At 37.6% G+C, this 14,680-nt stretch carries 20 protein-coding genes and 1 pseudogene; 20 read left to right on the plus strand and 1 reads right to left on the minus strand.

The genetic code is table 11. The features are described from left to right. Positions 1-7 precede the first annotated feature (7 nt). From nadE to ACDZ29_RS23210, 4 genes are all read left to right on the plus strand, one after another. On the plus strand, positions 8-838 hold the full coding sequence (gene nadE / locus ACDZ29_RS23195; RefSeq protein ID WP_289324976.1) for an ammonia-dependent NAD(+) synthetase: 831 nt from the start codon (positions 8-10) through the stop codon (positions 836-838). 141 nt (positions 839-979) lie between these two features. Then, positions 980-2,005 (plus strand): serine hydrolase domain-containing protein, encoded by a 1,026-nt coding sequence (locus ACDZ29_RS23200; RefSeq protein WP_375088803.1) that lies wholly within the window; start codon positions 980-982, stop codon positions 2,003-2,005. A gap of 248 nt (positions 2,006-2,253) precedes the next feature. Beyond that, positions 2,254-2,469: a hypothetical protein gene (locus ACDZ29_RS23205; protein WP_375088804.1), complete on the plus strand. Its 216-nt coding sequence runs from the start codon at positions 2,254-2,256 to the stop codon at positions 2,467-2,469. Between the two features lie 373 nt (positions 2,470-2,842). Continuing rightward, entirely contained in the window at positions 2,843-3,112 is a 270-nt protein-coding gene (locus tag ACDZ29_RS23210) for a hypothetical protein (RefSeq protein WP_375088805.1), read from the plus strand. A gap of 172 nt (positions 3,113-3,284) precedes the next feature. Here the strand turns inward: ACDZ29_RS23210 and ACDZ29_RS23215 are convergent, their stop codons facing one another. After that, positions 3,285-3,695 carry a hypothetical protein gene (locus ACDZ29_RS23215; protein ID WP_207439889.1) on the minus strand — a complete coding sequence of 137 codons (411 nt, stop codon included), beginning with the start codon at positions 3,693-3,695 and terminating at the stop codon, positions 3,285-3,287. Positions 3,696-4,148: 453 nt separating this feature from the next. Here ACDZ29_RS23215 and ACDZ29_RS23220 point away from each other — a divergent pair, with 453 nt between their 5' ends. The 16 genes and pseudogenes from ACDZ29_RS23220 to ACDZ29_RS23295 all read left to right on the plus strand — a co-directional run bounded on the left by ACDZ29_RS23220 (position 4,149) and on the right by ACDZ29_RS23295 (position 14,561). Further along, on the plus strand, positions 4,149-4,397 hold the full coding sequence (locus ACDZ29_RS23220; protein WP_370014936.1) for a hypothetical protein: 249 nt from the start codon (positions 4,149-4,151) through the stop codon (positions 4,395-4,397). 259 nt (positions 4,398-4,656) lie between these two features. Next, positions 4,657-5,067: a DUF5082 domain-containing protein gene (locus ACDZ29_RS23225; protein WP_375088806.1), complete on the plus strand. Its 411-nt coding sequence runs from the start codon at positions 4,657-4,659 to the stop codon at positions 5,065-5,067. Beyond that, complete coding sequence (locus ACDZ29_RS23230) at positions 5,067-5,357, plus strand: YwqI/YxiC family protein (protein ID WP_053344261.1); 291 nt, start codon at positions 5,067-5,069, stop codon at positions 5,355-5,357. Before ACDZ29_RS23225 ends, ACDZ29_RS23230 begins: the two co-directional genes overlap by 1 nt. Then, the gene (locus ACDZ29_RS23235; RefSeq protein ID WP_375088807.1) at positions 5,354-7,330 is read left to right on the plus strand and encodes a T7SS effector LXG polymorphic toxin; all 1,977 of its coding nucleotides are present in this window, start codon (positions 5,354-5,356) and stop codon (positions 7,328-7,330) included. The genes ACDZ29_RS23230 and ACDZ29_RS23235 overlap by 4 nt, the downstream gene beginning before the upstream one ends. Further along, on the plus strand, positions 7,321-7,758 hold the full coding sequence (locus ACDZ29_RS23240) for an SMI1/KNR4 family protein (RefSeq protein WP_370014946.1): 438 nt from the start codon (positions 7,321-7,323) through the stop codon (positions 7,756-7,758). Before ACDZ29_RS23235 ends, ACDZ29_RS23240 begins: the two co-directional genes overlap by 10 nt. A gap of 19 nt (positions 7,759-7,777) precedes the next feature. Next, positions 7,778-8,236: an SMI1/KNR4 family protein gene (locus ACDZ29_RS23245; RefSeq protein WP_289321968.1), complete on the plus strand. Its 459-nt coding sequence runs from the start codon at positions 7,778-7,780 to the stop codon at positions 8,234-8,236. Positions 8,237-8,466: 230 nt separating this feature from the next. Then, positions 8,467-8,682, plus strand: coding sequence for an immunity protein YezG family protein (locus tag ACDZ29_RS23250; RefSeq protein WP_289316537.1), 216 nt, complete (start codon positions 8,467-8,469; stop codon positions 8,680-8,682). After that, complete coding sequence (locus tag ACDZ29_RS23255) at positions 8,652-8,918, plus strand: immunity protein YezG family protein (RefSeq protein WP_375088808.1); 267 nt, start codon at positions 8,652-8,654, stop codon at positions 8,916-8,918. Before ACDZ29_RS23250 ends, ACDZ29_RS23255 begins: the two co-directional genes overlap by 31 nt. 694 nt (positions 8,919-9,612) lie before the next feature. Then, positions 9,613-9,867 carry a hypothetical protein gene (locus tag ACDZ29_RS23260; protein ID WP_289324984.1) on the plus strand — a complete coding sequence of 85 codons (255 nt, stop codon included), beginning with the start codon at positions 9,613-9,615 and terminating at the stop codon, positions 9,865-9,867. Further along, positions 9,864-10,262 (plus strand): polymorphic toxin type 15 domain-containing protein, encoded by a 399-nt coding sequence (locus tag ACDZ29_RS23265; RefSeq protein ID WP_375088809.1) that lies wholly within the window; start codon positions 9,864-9,866, stop codon positions 10,260-10,262. Before ACDZ29_RS23260 ends, ACDZ29_RS23265 begins: the two co-directional genes overlap by 4 nt. Before the next feature lie 19 nt (positions 10,263-10,281). Then, positions 10,282-10,830 carry a T6SS immunity protein Tdi1 domain-containing protein gene (locus ACDZ29_RS23270; RefSeq protein ID WP_375088810.1) on the plus strand — a complete coding sequence of 183 codons (549 nt, stop codon included), beginning with the start codon at positions 10,282-10,284 and terminating at the stop codon, positions 10,828-10,830. 80 nt (positions 10,831-10,910) lie between these two features. Then, the gene (locus ACDZ29_RS23275; RefSeq protein WP_375091207.1) at positions 10,911-11,027 is read left to right on the plus strand and encodes a hypothetical protein; all 117 of its coding nucleotides are present in this window, start codon (positions 10,911-10,913) and stop codon (positions 11,025-11,027) included. A 358-nt stretch (positions 11,028-11,385) separates the two neighbouring features. Then, entirely contained in the window at positions 11,386-11,556 is a 171-nt protein-coding gene (locus ACDZ29_RS23280) for a toxin (RefSeq protein ID WP_289324987.1), read from the plus strand. Continuing rightward, complete coding sequence (locus tag ACDZ29_RS23285; RefSeq protein ID WP_375088811.1) at positions 11,546-11,977, plus strand: DNA/RNA non-specific endonuclease; 432 nt, start codon at positions 11,546-11,548, stop codon at positions 11,975-11,977. The genes ACDZ29_RS23280 and ACDZ29_RS23285 overlap by 11 nt, the downstream gene beginning before the upstream one ends. Before the next feature lie 21 nt (positions 11,978-11,998). Then, positions 11,999-12,453 (plus strand): annotated as a pseudogene (locus tag ACDZ29_RS23290) (DUF600 domain-containing protein). 719 nt (positions 12,454-13,172) lie between these two features. Then, positions 13,173-14,561 carry a M28 family peptidase gene (locus ACDZ29_RS23295; protein WP_375088812.1) on the plus strand — a complete coding sequence of 463 codons (1,389 nt, stop codon included), beginning with the start codon at positions 13,173-13,175 and terminating at the stop codon, positions 14,559-14,561. Positions 14,562-14,680 lie beyond the last annotated feature (119 nt).

The following is a 14,680-nucleotide window of genomic DNA, read 5'->3' on the forward strand; positions in this document are numbered from 1 at the left end:
TATGCCAATGCGTCCATTACAAAAAGAAATCGTAAAAAAATTACTTGTCCAACCAACGATCGATCCTGAAGTCGAATTCAGGAAAAGTGTTGATCTATTAAAAGGGTATATGAAGAAAAATACGTTTCTGAAAAGCTTTGTACTTGGAATATCTGGTGGTCAAGATTCAACACTGGCGGGGTATATTGCCCAAACCGCTGTCAATGAATTGAATGAAGAAACGAATGGCAGCGACTATAAGTTTGTTGCTGTAAGCTTGCCATATGGAGTACAGGCTGATGAAGATGACAGGCAGCTGGCTTTAAAATTCATCAAGCCCAGCCAAACGGTTACAGTCAACATCAAGGAAGCGGTGGATGCATCAGTAAAAGCTGTGGAAGAAGCAGTTTCTGAAAAGCTATCGAATTTCTTAAGGGGAAATGTCAAAGCACGTGAACGAATGAAGGTACAATATGATTTAGCCGGACTTTATAAAGGCGTCGTGCTTGGTACGGACCATGCAGCTGAAGCGATCACAGGTTTCTTTACGAAACATGGTGACGGTGCAGCGGATATCATTCCATTATTCCGCTTAAATAAAAGGCAAGGAAAAGAAATCCTGAAATTCGTCGGTGCTCCTGAGCGTCTTTATACGAAAATACCAACGGCCGATTTAGAAGATGACAAACCGTTACTTCCTGATGAAGTCGCTTTAGGCGTTAGCTACGATGAAATCGATGATTACCTTGAAGGCAAGGAAATCAGGACGGAAGCTGCCGAAATCATCGAAGGATGGTATACAAAAACCGAACATAAACGCAATGAAGCCATAAACGTTTATGATACTTGGTGGAAATAAAAGAACGTGTGAAGCCGAGACTAGTTAAAGAAATTTAACACCTGCATCTCTTAAGGTGCGGGTGTTTTTTACAAGACCACTACTATCACCTTTGCTAACACATCAGTAATTAAAAATTTTACCAGCAAAGGGGAAAACTAAATGTCGACTCTACATATGGATTTATCCAGGCTTATTAAAGAAACAAGCAAGGAAATTGATTTCTCGGGTGTAGTTGGTGTGAAAGTGGGAGATGATCTGATCCATAGCTCAGCACATGGCTATTCCAATCGATCGGATGAGATTATGAATACGACTGAAACAAGGTTCGGAATTGCTTCTGGATGTAAACTGTTTACCGCGATCGCCATTTGCCAGTTAATACAAAAAGGGAAACTTAGCGTTGAGTCTAAACTTCAAGACTGTCTTCCGAGGGTGTTTCCTAATTTCCATCAAAATGTAACCATACATCACCTCTTAACACACACTTCGGGCATTCCTGATTACTTTGATGAAGAAGTGATGGAGGATTTTGAAGAGCTATGGCAGAAAAATCCGATGTACCATATAAAAAGATTAAAAGATTTCCTGCCAATGTTTCAAGATGGCGTGATGATGTTCCAACCCGGGGGAAGATTTCATTATAATAATGCTGCCTATATTGTATTGGGATTGATTGTTGAGGAACTAACCGGACTCGAATTTTCTGAATATATCAATAAAAATATCTTTCTACCTTGTGAAATGAAGAATTCCGGTTATTTTTCCATGGACCAGCTTCCTAAAAATACTGCATTAGGGTACATTGACGAAGAAAATGGAGCATGGAGAACGAATGTTTATTCCCTTCCGATCAAAGGTGGAGCGGATGGAGGGGCGTATATTTCCACAACAGATATGTTCAGGTTTTGGGAAGGGTTATTTTCCAATCAGTTACTGAATCAAGAATATACCAATCTTTTATTGGAACCCCATATTTCTACGGGAGATGAAGGGGAATACTATGGGTATGGTATATGGATTAGTAAAAAAAATGATGGGATATTCAAATATCATATTATGGGATATGACCCCGGTGTAAGTTTCCATTCTGCGGTATATCCGGCAAATCGGATGAAAACGGTCATTGTTTCAAATGAAAGCATGGGTCCATACGATATTGCCCGCGCAATCGAGAAAGAATTATAAACAAATGAAACCATTTCGATAGGGAAAGGTTCCATCCTTCATTTAAATACCTAGTTAAAAAGCGCTATCCTAATTACTTGAATCAAATACAGAACAGTGCAAAAAATAGCCCCTAATCGTTGTAAATATAGGTTTTCTACAAATCGACAAAATAGTGCTGAAAGAGAAATGGAAGGAATACGATAGTGAAATTGCCCCTCATGCCTTATGTTATAATATGGTATTAAGATAATTTGAGGGGGATATGTATGGTTTCTTCTTTATTTATAATAATAATAGTTGGCATTATAGTCCTGATTGGTTACAGAGTAATTTTTAAAAAGAAAACGCCTCCTAACATGTATACACCATACGATGACATGTTAATGGGGAAAAAAGAAGATGTTAAAAGAGAACACCCGGCACAAGATACAAAACATAATTTTGAATATGAAGAAAAATGCGATGAAGACAAGACCGTTTAAACGGTCTTGTCTTATATAAGGAGGGAGTTATAACTAATGAAAATAACATTTTACAATTTTATACTTTTGTGGATATAGTTCTCGTGCAAGCCAGCTGACCGGAATGGCACAAAACAAATTAAAGAGAAATATTTGGACAGAAAGACTCATCGCATACCTTTGTGGCGTGAGAGATGACCCTTTTTTAAAACTATAGTCTGAAACGTCATTCCGTATATAGGGAAAGAAGCTTTTATAGACCTAAAATATCAAACAAAGGATTTGTATATTTAGATATCTTGAAGTAGAGTATATTTAATATACAATATTCTAACCGGTATTTTCCGATGGAGGTTCTTTTTACGTTATGAAGGCAAGATATGAACTCGCGAACATGAACTTAACAGTAAGCAATGTGACTTTACGTAATGCAGCGGATAGTTATGTCCTCTTGAAAGCTGCAGATGATCAAAATAATAATGAAATTACGATCAAGCTTTCCCATGGTCAAGCGGAGTTTCTGGAAACGGAATTACGTGAAGTAAATCGCCGTCGCAGGGAAAATAGTTCTGAAATATCCGGAAATGATCAAGAACGAATTAATGACGACGATTCTTTTAATCTGTTTAGCATTGATTTATTCAATGAAAGTGAACCGAAGTAAATGATAGCATATGTTTATTTTACCCCGCCTCATATCCGCTTCTCTGTAACCTTTCCAATCTGATTTAAGATGATGCTACAGAGAGTTTATCATTCCCGATGCAAAATCCGAATTTCAAAGATCATCCTGATTGAATGTCCATAAGGAAAATCTTAAGTAAGGTGACCTATCGTTACCTTTTTTTTGATTGCTTGAAAAAATTCTTCACTAAAAGGAATATGGATGATAGTACAGCAAAAACCATGAAAAATACGATGAACCCCCAAAGACCTATAGCCGCATCTTGAAATTCCATATTCCCTCTGCTGGTAAGGGCCTGCTGTATTTCAATGGCAAATACTAAAACAACCATGACAGTAAAGGTATAAAGGAAAGAGAGTATCGTAATCCCAAAACGCATCCGGGAAATTAAATTAGATAAAAATAACACGAACAAAAATATGATGATACCGATGATTCCCATTATCCAAAAATGCAAGTCTTTGTCCGTTGCATTTGAATTTAATGTGTCACTCACAAAGAATAGGATGAAATCGTGAAGATTATTGACGATTTCAGCTAATATCTGGATGATTTCTTTCATTTTTCACACCTCCAATTCTTAGATTATAGCAGGTTATAAATCTATATAGAAGAGGGTTGGTTTTCGGGGGTGTAAATGCTGACCTTAGATTAACGTAATATGCAAACATAAACATGCTAAGGCGAGTATATCTTCTACTATATAAGTGTTTCATTCTTTCGCGTTTTATTGGGAAACATAAGAAAAGCATAAGTGATGACTTGGAAAGTCAAGACATGCAATGACTGCAAAATAAAGGTATAGTTAATGGTGAATAGATCAGTCAAAATACATAGAAAAATAAAGAATAAGTTTTTTCATGGGAAGTAGGTGTACCTATGTCCAATATTTTAATGCCTTTAGCGATCTTAGCGATGATTGTTTTGATCGGTTTCTTTATTTATAAGGTTAGTAAAGAATAATTTGTATAATCTTATCCTTACTCAAGATTTTCATGGTTGGAGGTTAAAAAGAATGAATGATGTACATAATCATGTGTTAACGGTAATTGATTTTATGAAAACCGGACACAAAACTTGCTTTGTGAAAGTAATCGGTTTTGATGCTGAATCCGGACAGAATTTTGAAGGCGAAGTTAAATTTGTCGGTGATTTGCCTTTTGGAGATCTAATACATCCTCAACGGTCACATCTATCTTCCACTTGCAGGGAGTTTGTTCAGGGTGATTTGATGAACAGATATAGTCTGGGGCAGTTTGAATAAAGTGGTTGAAATATTTATAGGGGATCTAACGAGGTGACATTTTTTACTTATTGTTTAAAATTGGTAAAATTCAGGGTATAAAGAATATGGTATGTATGAACTTTTGTATGCCAAACTTCTCTTTTAACTGATAAAATAGCATATTTTTCCCTATTTAACTCTCGGACTATAATCCTTATAATGATAAATAAGAAAAATATGACAGTTAGTGTAGGAATATACTGTTTTTGAGGTGAGTTTCATGGTATATGCAGATATATTGAGTAATATACACTCTGCTATCTCCGGTAAAAAAGCTGATTTAAATGTGAAAATTGAACGTTTGGTAAATGCGAAAAACGATATTATAAGAGAACAGAGTATGTGCCTTAACGAGATCAGGAAAATAAAAGACCCTGAGCTAGGTGGCAGCTGGACAGGGCAGCGCTCAGATCATTTTCAGGAAGCCCGTCATGATGCCTATAATGTGATGTTCAGTATCATTCATGACGATTATGACGATTACCAATGGAAAATCGAAGCGATGATTACAAAGTTAAATGCCGAGAATACGCTTCTGAGCATAGCGGGGAATATAGCCCAAGAAGCCGACCACCTTTTAAGTAAAGGCGAAGAGGCATTTGAGCAGCTGGAAAGCAAAATATCAGATTTAAAAAGGCGGTTGTTTTAATGACGACAATCAAACTGAATCATCCTGCCGTAACGAAGCAAGTCGATCAGGTGAAGACGGCACTTGGTACAGTCACGCTCGGAAATCTGCCGGCAGGCGAACTTGGCAACAATAAATTGGAATTCACCTCGAAGTGGATCGATCGGGAAACGAACCTGGAGAAGGTCTTTGAGCAATATATCAAAATCGTCCAGAAAAATGTGGAAGATACCCGTGCCAACATTGACTTATTAAAAGAACAAGATGAAGCCATCGCCCATACGTCTTCACATGGGTATCAGCCGCGATGAAAATATATGAAGCCAAGACATTGACGGCCGCAACCAAGTCGCGTGCCAAGCAATATGAAGAATTAAAGAAAGAAGTCGCAGCCCTGAAAAAGGAATTTCAGGGCATCGTTGGCTTGGATAATGAGTTTCAAGGTGCTGGTGCCACCGCCATCAAAAGCTTCTATGAAGCGCAAATCGAGGTGGCGGACGCCTGGATGGAACTTTTCACTACCCAGATCAGTTTTTTGGAAGGCATTCCAGCCAGCCTGGAAGAGGCGGATCTATCCGGAAATACGGTGGTCGAGGTTCCCTTTTTAGATGGCGAAGTCTCGACCGGCATTAACCAAGCGAAGTCGCTTGTCGATGAACAAGCGAGCGATCTTCAAAGAATCCTGAACAGCATTGACGATATCCTTCCTCTTGATATGTTCAACCAAAATGACTTTAATGAAAAAATCACGCTGGCCGGACAGAGACTGGATGACACCGTGACAAAGGTCGAGAATGTCGACCGGCAATTGGTCGAGGAATATGATGTGTCCGTCGGGCAGGAAAACGTGGCCGTTGGCCTCTTCCGCGCCTTGCTTGATGCCACCAAACAGGACGGCAACGTTTCGCCGATGACGTTCAACCAATCGGCATTCAAGAATAGTGACGTCTATCAAGTGAAGGATGAAGTCGCCGGTCAGATGAAAGACTATCAGACCTTCAAAAAGCAACAAGCCGAAGCCCAGAAAATCGAACATGAAATGGAAGAACTCGAAAACCGCCCATGGTATGAAAAAGCCTGGGATACGACAAAAACCTTTACAGGGGAATTCACGGGATATTATGATTCAATCAGGGCCTCAACCGGAGTCGATCCAGTAACGGGCCGCAAGCTGTCCGATGCCGAACGAATCGCCGCCGGCGCCATGGCCGCCGCTGGATTCATCCCCGTCGTCGGCTGGGCTGGCCGGGCCATCAAAGGCGGCAGCGCCCTATACAAAACGGCCAAAGGACTCAACGCAGCGAACCACGCACTCGATGCCTATAAAACGACAAAAGGCTTTAGCCTCCTCCAGAAAACCGAATACGGGATATACGGACTCCTCGCAGCCAACGGCCTCGGCGAAGCGGTCACCGGCAAAGACATGTTCGGTAACCAACTAACCGAGGAACAGCGCCAGAATGGGCTGTTGATGGCACTCGGAATCGGCGGTGTGGCTGGTGCGGCGAAGGTCGCAGATAAGGTAGCGAGTGGAACAAAGTTCGTCCCTTACAGTAAAGAATTTGCGCAAAAGCAGGTTCAGAAGGCAAAAGCATTCGGCCGGCAAATCGGTAATGTGGAAGTACCTCTTCGTATCAGGGTCGAAGAGTTAGCCACGGCGTATGGAAACAACTACAAGCATGTCACTTTTGATAAAACGACGATTAAGGATATCGTACAGAAGTTTGCGGTGAAGAGACTGTCTACTGTAAACCAGGCAAAGGCTGACGATGCGATGGTTGAAGCAGTTAGAAATCTACCAGCATATACAAGAAGACCTAACCAACCAAGAAATTATAAATATAAAGAACGTAATGAAGACGGAACTACACTGTACACTTTTATTTCAAACAAAAATGGAAAAGAATATCAAGTAATTTATGACAAAGATGGATACCCAATTTTTCAATCAAAATTTGAAATTTACTTACCAGAAAAATATTTTTTAGAAACAGATGCTGCACAATTTGAATATTTATCTAAAACCTTATCTGAAGAAATTATAAGCAATCCAGAACTAGCTGAAAAGTTCACAGCGAAAGAATATGAAGTGTTAAAAGAAGGTAGAGTTCCTAAAACACTTACTTGGCATCATCATCAGGAAACAGGTAGAATGCAAATTGTGGATTATTTTGAACACCAAGCAGCCGGACATACTGGTGGAAGAGCTATATGGGGCGGTGGTGAATCGGGTAGAAAAGGTATTATAAAAAAAGAAATTCTGGAGATGGTAACATGGGATTAAAAAAGTGGCTATTTGTAGAGGAAGAAAAACCCGATGAGGGTGTAATTGCTTCGATTGAAAGAGTGTTTGAGATTGAATATCCTGATGACTACAAAATGTGTGTTATGAGATATAACGGAGGTTTTCCAGAGCCTAATATCTTTAATTTTGGTGAAGGGCAACAGGGAGTATTTAATGATTTAATTAGCTTTACTGATAATGATATAAATATAGGGATGTTTTATGAGCTATTTTCTAGTCCAACGTTAAAAGGGATTGTGCCTTTTGCCAGAGATCCATTTGGAAACTACTTATGTTTTGATTATCGAAATAATTATCCTTCTCCCAAAATAATTTTCTTCAATCATGAAGAAGAAGCGTTATCATTAGTGTGTGATACATTTAGTGATTTGCTAGAGCAAATGTATTCTTTAGAAGATACAAAGTAGATGGGGGAGCAAAAATAAAATGGAATATAAATTTGAATATACATTTAAAAATATTACAGTAAGTGAACTTGAAAATTTCGAGAAAAAATTTAATTTAGTACTACCGGAAGATTTCAGTAAATTTTTATTATCTAATAATGGTGGAAAAGCGGTAAATAGAAGATTTCAAACAGAAGATCGAACAATAACTTCCTCGATTATACTATTTTTCCCTTTATCTAGTGAAATAGAAGAAAATTTAGAAAGTAATTTCATTAAGTATAATGAAAGCAGGATTGTACCGAAAGATTTTCTCCCTATAGGATTAGATCCGGCTAATAGTTTAATCTGTTTATCTTTAGATAGAGAACAAAAAGGTAAAGTTTATTTTTGTGACATGGACTACTTTGAGGAGGATAATGAATTAAGGAAAGAATTTATTAAACCGATATCTGGAAATTTTAAAGAGTTCATGGACAATTTATTTGTCGCAAAGTAAATAAAGTCTGAATATTGGGTGCGAAAATACAACAATTAATATATAGAACCCGGTGGATTCCAAGCACTATCATCAACGCTTTCTGATGCTATTCTTCAATTTTTTCGTTTTTATGAATGATATTAAAAGCTATTAGCCATGGTTATAATTCTTTTGACCTTTTATACAAAATAAACCAAAACTTTACTCTTATCAGGTAGCGTCTTTTTTAGAGCAGGAGAGTAAAAGAATTGAATGAATCAAACTACCAAAAAATAGCTCAAACTGTAAATGAGATAATTCCAGGAGAGTGGAGTAAAGTAATTTTGTATGGAGAAATTACTGTGGGGACAGGGACAGCGTTCATTTTCTATCACTTAATTTTAATGATAACCTCATATATATCCATGATATACCTTAATTACATATTAGTTGAATGGAGCATAGAGAAACATGGCGGAGGTTAATAAAGATCTTAAAAGACTTATCAGAAGAATTTAAACAGAATAATCAAGAACAATGTACCAATTTAACTTTTACTTTAGAAAGTACAGGAAAATTTAAGGTTGATTATGATTATGTAGATCTATCAGATGCAGATGACCACGAAAGAAGTGTTATTTGGGAATATACTCATTTGGGTATTTTACCTGAATCTGAATATGATAAAAGTATTTTAGAAGAATACCTTAAGAAAGAATAATGAAGGACAAGAAAAGCTTGTTCTTTTGTATGACCTTAACGCAAAAGTTAAGGTCTTTTCATTGTTGATATGAATATGTATCATCTTAAGCCATATCGGTTCCTCAGATAAAAGGCCGTGAGGACTTAAAATCATATAGAATTACTTCAGGCAAGATGGCTAAGAAAAAAATAGCGAGTGGTATAAAGTTCGTCCCTTACAGCAAGAATTTGCGCAAAAGCAGGTTCAGTATGTAAAAGCTACAATAACAGACATAGAGAGATCGAGGAAAAACAACATTAAAAAATATAGGTGAAGAACTAGGTAAAAAAGAAATTCCTAAACGGATAAGTGTGGAACAAGTTTCCCTCGCAGGAGGACCTAGCCTTCCCCAAGTTGTGGGCTTTATGGGAAAGTAGAAAAGAAAATTAATCCTCAGCTAACATATCATCCAAAAGACCAAATGCGATTTGTACGGACTCCTCGCAGCTAACGGCCTCGGCGAAGCGGCCACCGGCAAAGACATGTTCGGCAACCAGCTAACCGAGGAACAGCGCCAGAACGGGCTGTTGATGGCACTCGGAATCGGCGGTGTGCAGGTGCGGCGAAGGTCGCAGATAAAGTAGCGAGTGGTACAAAGTTAATTCCTTACAGTAAGGAATTTGCGCAAAAGCAGGTTCAGAAGGCAAAAGCATTCGGCCGGCAAATCGGTAATGTGGAAGTACCTCTTCGTATCAGGGTCGAAGAGTTAGCCACGGCGTATGGAAACAACTACAAGCATGTCACTTTTGATAAAACGACTATTAAGGATATAGTACAGAAGTTTGCGGTGAAGAGTGATGGTGGTAAGGGTACAGGCATGTTATACCATGTCCAAAGAATCTCAGAAATAGAGGTTATGTTCAAGCAAAATCCAAAACACAATGCAGAAGAATTTGCAAGACAGTTAAAGACCAAGAAAAAGGGTTGAATGATTTAACTATTGAAGAGTATTTAAAGAATAGAGAAAGATATATAGAAGAAGGAAGAGCTTTAGAAGGTAATGCAGCTCAAAAACTTGCTAGAAAAGAAGCTTTAAAAGAAAAAGTTTTAGAATTACGTAAACAAGGATTGTCTAGACAAGACGCAAACAAAAAAGCAAATGAATGGTTAGAAACTCAAGCTGCTCTCCATAACCCGGATCAAATTGCGGGAGGAAATCCTATTAATATAGGTGGGATGGGGGATAAAAAAGTTAATTCTTCTATTGGTTCTCAATGGAAATACAGAATAGATGTATTAGATGAACAAATAAGAGAGCTATCAAAAACCATGGTTGAATCAGAAAGAAAATCAACATATTTAAATGTTAAATTAATGAATTAATTATTGGAGGGAGAATAATTTGTCAAATAATGTATTTGAAGGATTTATATTAGAAGAAAAAATTGATAAAGAAGTCATCGATAAATATAAAGAGAAGATACCAGAACAAATAACAGAAATATGGAGGCAATACGGGTTTGGGAGTATATTAAAAGGTTATTTAAAATTGGTAAACCCTGATGTATTTGAAGAACTTTTAAAAGATGTATATATAAGAAGCGAAGATGCTATTCCGTTATTTGCTACATCTATGGGCGATATAATTGTTTGGGAAAAAGGAAGATATTTAAACTTGCTAAATTTTAGAAAAGGGAATGTAAATGTTATTTCAGCTGGTTTTGACTTTTTTCTAGATGATTTAAATGATAATAGCTTTATTGTTGAAGAATTAGATTGGAATCCTTATCCTGAAGCAGTTGATAAATATGGAGAACCAAATTTTGATGAATGTTTTGGTTATACCCCTCTCCTTGGATTAGGTGGACCAGATAAAGTGGAAAACCTGAAAAAGGTGAAACTTATTGAACATATTTATCTGAGTACTCAATTCATGGGACCAATCGAATAAGGGAGAACCAATCAAGTTGAAAAGATTATGATTATAATTATGAAGATCTATCAGATTCAGATAATCACGAAAGAAGGGTTATTTGGGAATATACTTCCTTGGGTCTTTTACATGAATCTGAATATGATAAGAATATTTTAGAAGAATACCTTAAGAATGAATATTGGAGGACAAGAAGAGCTTGTTCTTTTGAATGACCTTAACGCAAAAGTTAAGGTCTTTTGTCTTTTCATTGTTGAAATATGAAAATGGATCATCTTACGCCATATCGGGCTCCTCCGATAATAGGCCGTAAGGACTTAAAATCATACAGATTTACTTCAAGGCAAGGTTGCTTAGAAAAAAGTAGCGAGTGGTACAAAGTTCATTCCTTACAGTAAGGAGTTTGCGCAAAAGCAGGTTCAGAAGGTTCAAGCTACAATAACAGATATAGCGAGATCAGGAAAAACCACGTTAAAAAATATAGGTGAAGAACTAGGTAAAAAGGAAATTCCTAAACGTATAAGTGTGGAACAAGTTTCCCTCGCAGGAGGACCAAACCTTCCCCAAGTTGTAATGGAAAAGCAGACAATTAAGGAAGCCTATCAGAAATTTACGGTTAAGGATAGCAAAGTAGAGGCTGTTTCAGGGGAGATTATTCCTAAGGGTACGCGTAAAGATAATTCTGGAGTAAGTGAAGTCAAAACATTTATCGACAAAGGGCAACAGTTTACAAATGGTAGATAGGTTAAAGCCTGATATTAGGTATAAAACTGGAGAGTATGATTACTTATATGCAGATAATTTAGGTAGGATTACAAAATTTGAAACAGAAAATTTACAATTAACAGAAAGAAAAGACAGATTGTCACACAGCAAAAATACACCAGGTAAAGTAAAAGGTCAAGACTATGCAGGGCATTTGGCAGGTGGTAGGTTTGGAGGCTCACCTAAAATTGATAATTTGGTTTCGCAATTATCTGATGTTAATTTGAAGCAATATAAGAAACTTGAAGAAATATGGGCTGCAACTCTAAAAGAAACACCTCCCAAAAAAGTAACAGTTGATGTTAATATAATTTACTCTGGGAACGATATGCGTCCAGAGAAATTTATAGTCAGTTACACTATTGATTGTGAGTTTGGTTCTGCAAATCTTAAAAATTAATCAAAGGAGTGAAAAAGTAGTATGAGAGAATTTGAAGATATATTTAGTGAATTGCAAGCAGATATGATATCCATATGTATGGAATATGTTGAAGATAGAGCTGATAAAGTATATGTTTATGCTTCATGTGAAGAAGGAATTATTTCGAGCAGTTTCTTTTATTTGATTAACAATAAGTATGTAAAGTCTCATAAATTGAATGATGCATTGGAAAATGGGGAAGAAAGATATGATGTGTCTGCAGGACGAGGGTTTATGGTACTTGATATTATCAATGAAAATACTGAAATAATAAAAGTATTGTGCAAAGAATATGAAAGAGATATGCCCACTGAGATGAAATTAATATATGATGTTAGAGTGGGAACTTTAAAGCTGAATACAAGTATGATTTAGTATATACTAATGACGATATTAAAACGGCCCATCATATTGCTAATGAGTGGTTTGAGGAGTTAAAAAATAACAACCTTTAAATTGTTTCCAGTTAAAGATATGCTCTAATTTGAATTCATGACTCATCTAGGTTGTACCTTCAAGGAGTGTCAATGTAATTTTAATATTAGGCAATAAGAACGAGAATAGGGCGGGATAACATTTTAATAGATAGGACCCCTCATAGATGTCATACTGTCACCATAAAAACATGAAACTTAATGTTTTATTTAGAAAATGAACTTAAAGCGCTTGATTGTCTACTAAAGGCAACGAGTGCTTTTTAGCGTTAAAAATTAAAAGAGCACTATAATTTTTATAATACACTAAGTGTTAAATTCTTATTGTCCTGTAAATAGACTGTAATGACTGTGAACAGTGTATTACGAGAGTAGAGGAAAGAAGGGAACTATCTTTAACAATGGTTTCAGGGTAAGGTGAAATAGAAAATTAATCCAATAATAGTATGCGTTTAATGATACTGAAGAAGTACAAGCAAAAGTTAATAATGATGGACAATTTGCATTTAATGATGAACAAATGGAACATGAAACCGGTATTGATATTATGGAAGGAAAAAACCTACGTTTTTTCTTGATTATAAGGCAGGCATCGAGCCTGCCAACGGATGCTGAAGCATCCTAAAACAAGAGCGGGTGTCAGACATCAATTGATAGTAGGAATTTAAAGACTAATGACTCATTTACAAAATATTCAGTTAAATACATAATTAGGAAGATTATGAAGAAGGAGGGATTATATGTATAGAAAATCACTAACAGTACTATTAGCTGCGGGTATGGTTCTATCAACTGGTACAGTATTCGCACAAACAAACGGGGCAACAAATGCCCAGTCTGACACAGCTTTTGATAACAAAGTTATCAAAAAAATTAGTGCGGACAATATGTATAATACGATTGCCTATCTATCAGAGCAACCGAGGGCTGCTGGTACAGAAGGGGAGCTCCGTGCAGTCAAATACATAGAAAGTCAGTTTAAGAGTCTTGGTTTTGAAACAAAGGTTCAGCCTTTTCCCATCTATGATACGGTGCAAAATGTAAAAGTGAAAATTGGTGACAGTGATTTAGGAGGAACACCGCGTGCCATTAGCGGCAGTATCAGCGGGAAGGTAACGGCCGAACTTGTTAATGTTGGAAAAGCAAAGCCAGAGGAAGTTGGAGAAAATGTATCTGGGAAAATTGCACTAGTTGAACGTGGGGACATTACCTTTGTTGAAAAGGTTCAGAATGTCCTAAATAAAGGAGCGGTTGGCGTTTTAATGTACAACAACTCACCATCAGGAAATAATTTTGGACAAGTATCAGCGGGGCAAAATATACCTGCTGTAGCCATTACAAAAGCCCAAGGGGTAGAGTTGGTCGAACAGCTTAAAACTAAACAAATCACGTCCACTCTGGAAGTGGGAAAAGCTGAAAGAATCGAAAAGACATCCTACAATGTCATCGCTTCCCTAAAACCAAAAGCCAATAAGGATAATGGTCAAATCGTGACTGTTGGAGCCCATCATGATTCTGTCCCGGGCGGCCCTGGTGCAAACGATGATGCTTCGGGTGTATCAGCTGTGCTGGAACTGGCAAGGATCCTGGCCAAAACGCCAATTGACACTGAAATTCGCTTCCTCACGTTCGGATCTGAGGAAAGAGGGCTCGTTGGATCATCCTTCTATGCAGATTCCCTTCCCAAAGAGGATGTAGACCGCATGGTGGCTCACTTCCAAATGGATATGATAGGCGGACGTGATGCTGGCGAGGATAATCCTGCAGGTGGTTTGATTATGTATACCATTGATGGAATGAAAAACCTTGTGACGGACCTGGGTTCCTCAGCGGGGGCCAGAACGATGGATGTTGCGATTCCTTATGGACAGCTGGGCAGGAGTGACCACCAACCATTCCATGAGCTTGGCATTCCATCCGCCTTGTTTATCCATTCCCCTGTAGAGCCTTGGTATCACCAGCCTACAGATACACTGGATAAGATATCGAAAGAAAAATTGCAGCAAGCAGCTGAAATTGTCGGTGCCAGTGTGTATCAAATTGCCCGTCCGGAAACTCCGGCATTAACAAATGCACGTGTAGCTCCTGGCACGGTAGACTATGATTTTGATGACCGTCCGGTAGATTAAATACTTCATTGTACAGAATTACGAGATTATTAATGGATCTTGGAGAAAATCAGGAGGGCAGCTGTGTAGTTTACAGATGCTCTCTTCTTTTTATCGGCCAGCGCCTCGTGCTTAATTTT

This window comes from Peribacillus sp. RS7 (assembly GCF_041956845.1).
GTDB lineage: Bacteria > Bacillota > Bacilli > Bacillales > DSM-1321 > Peribacillus.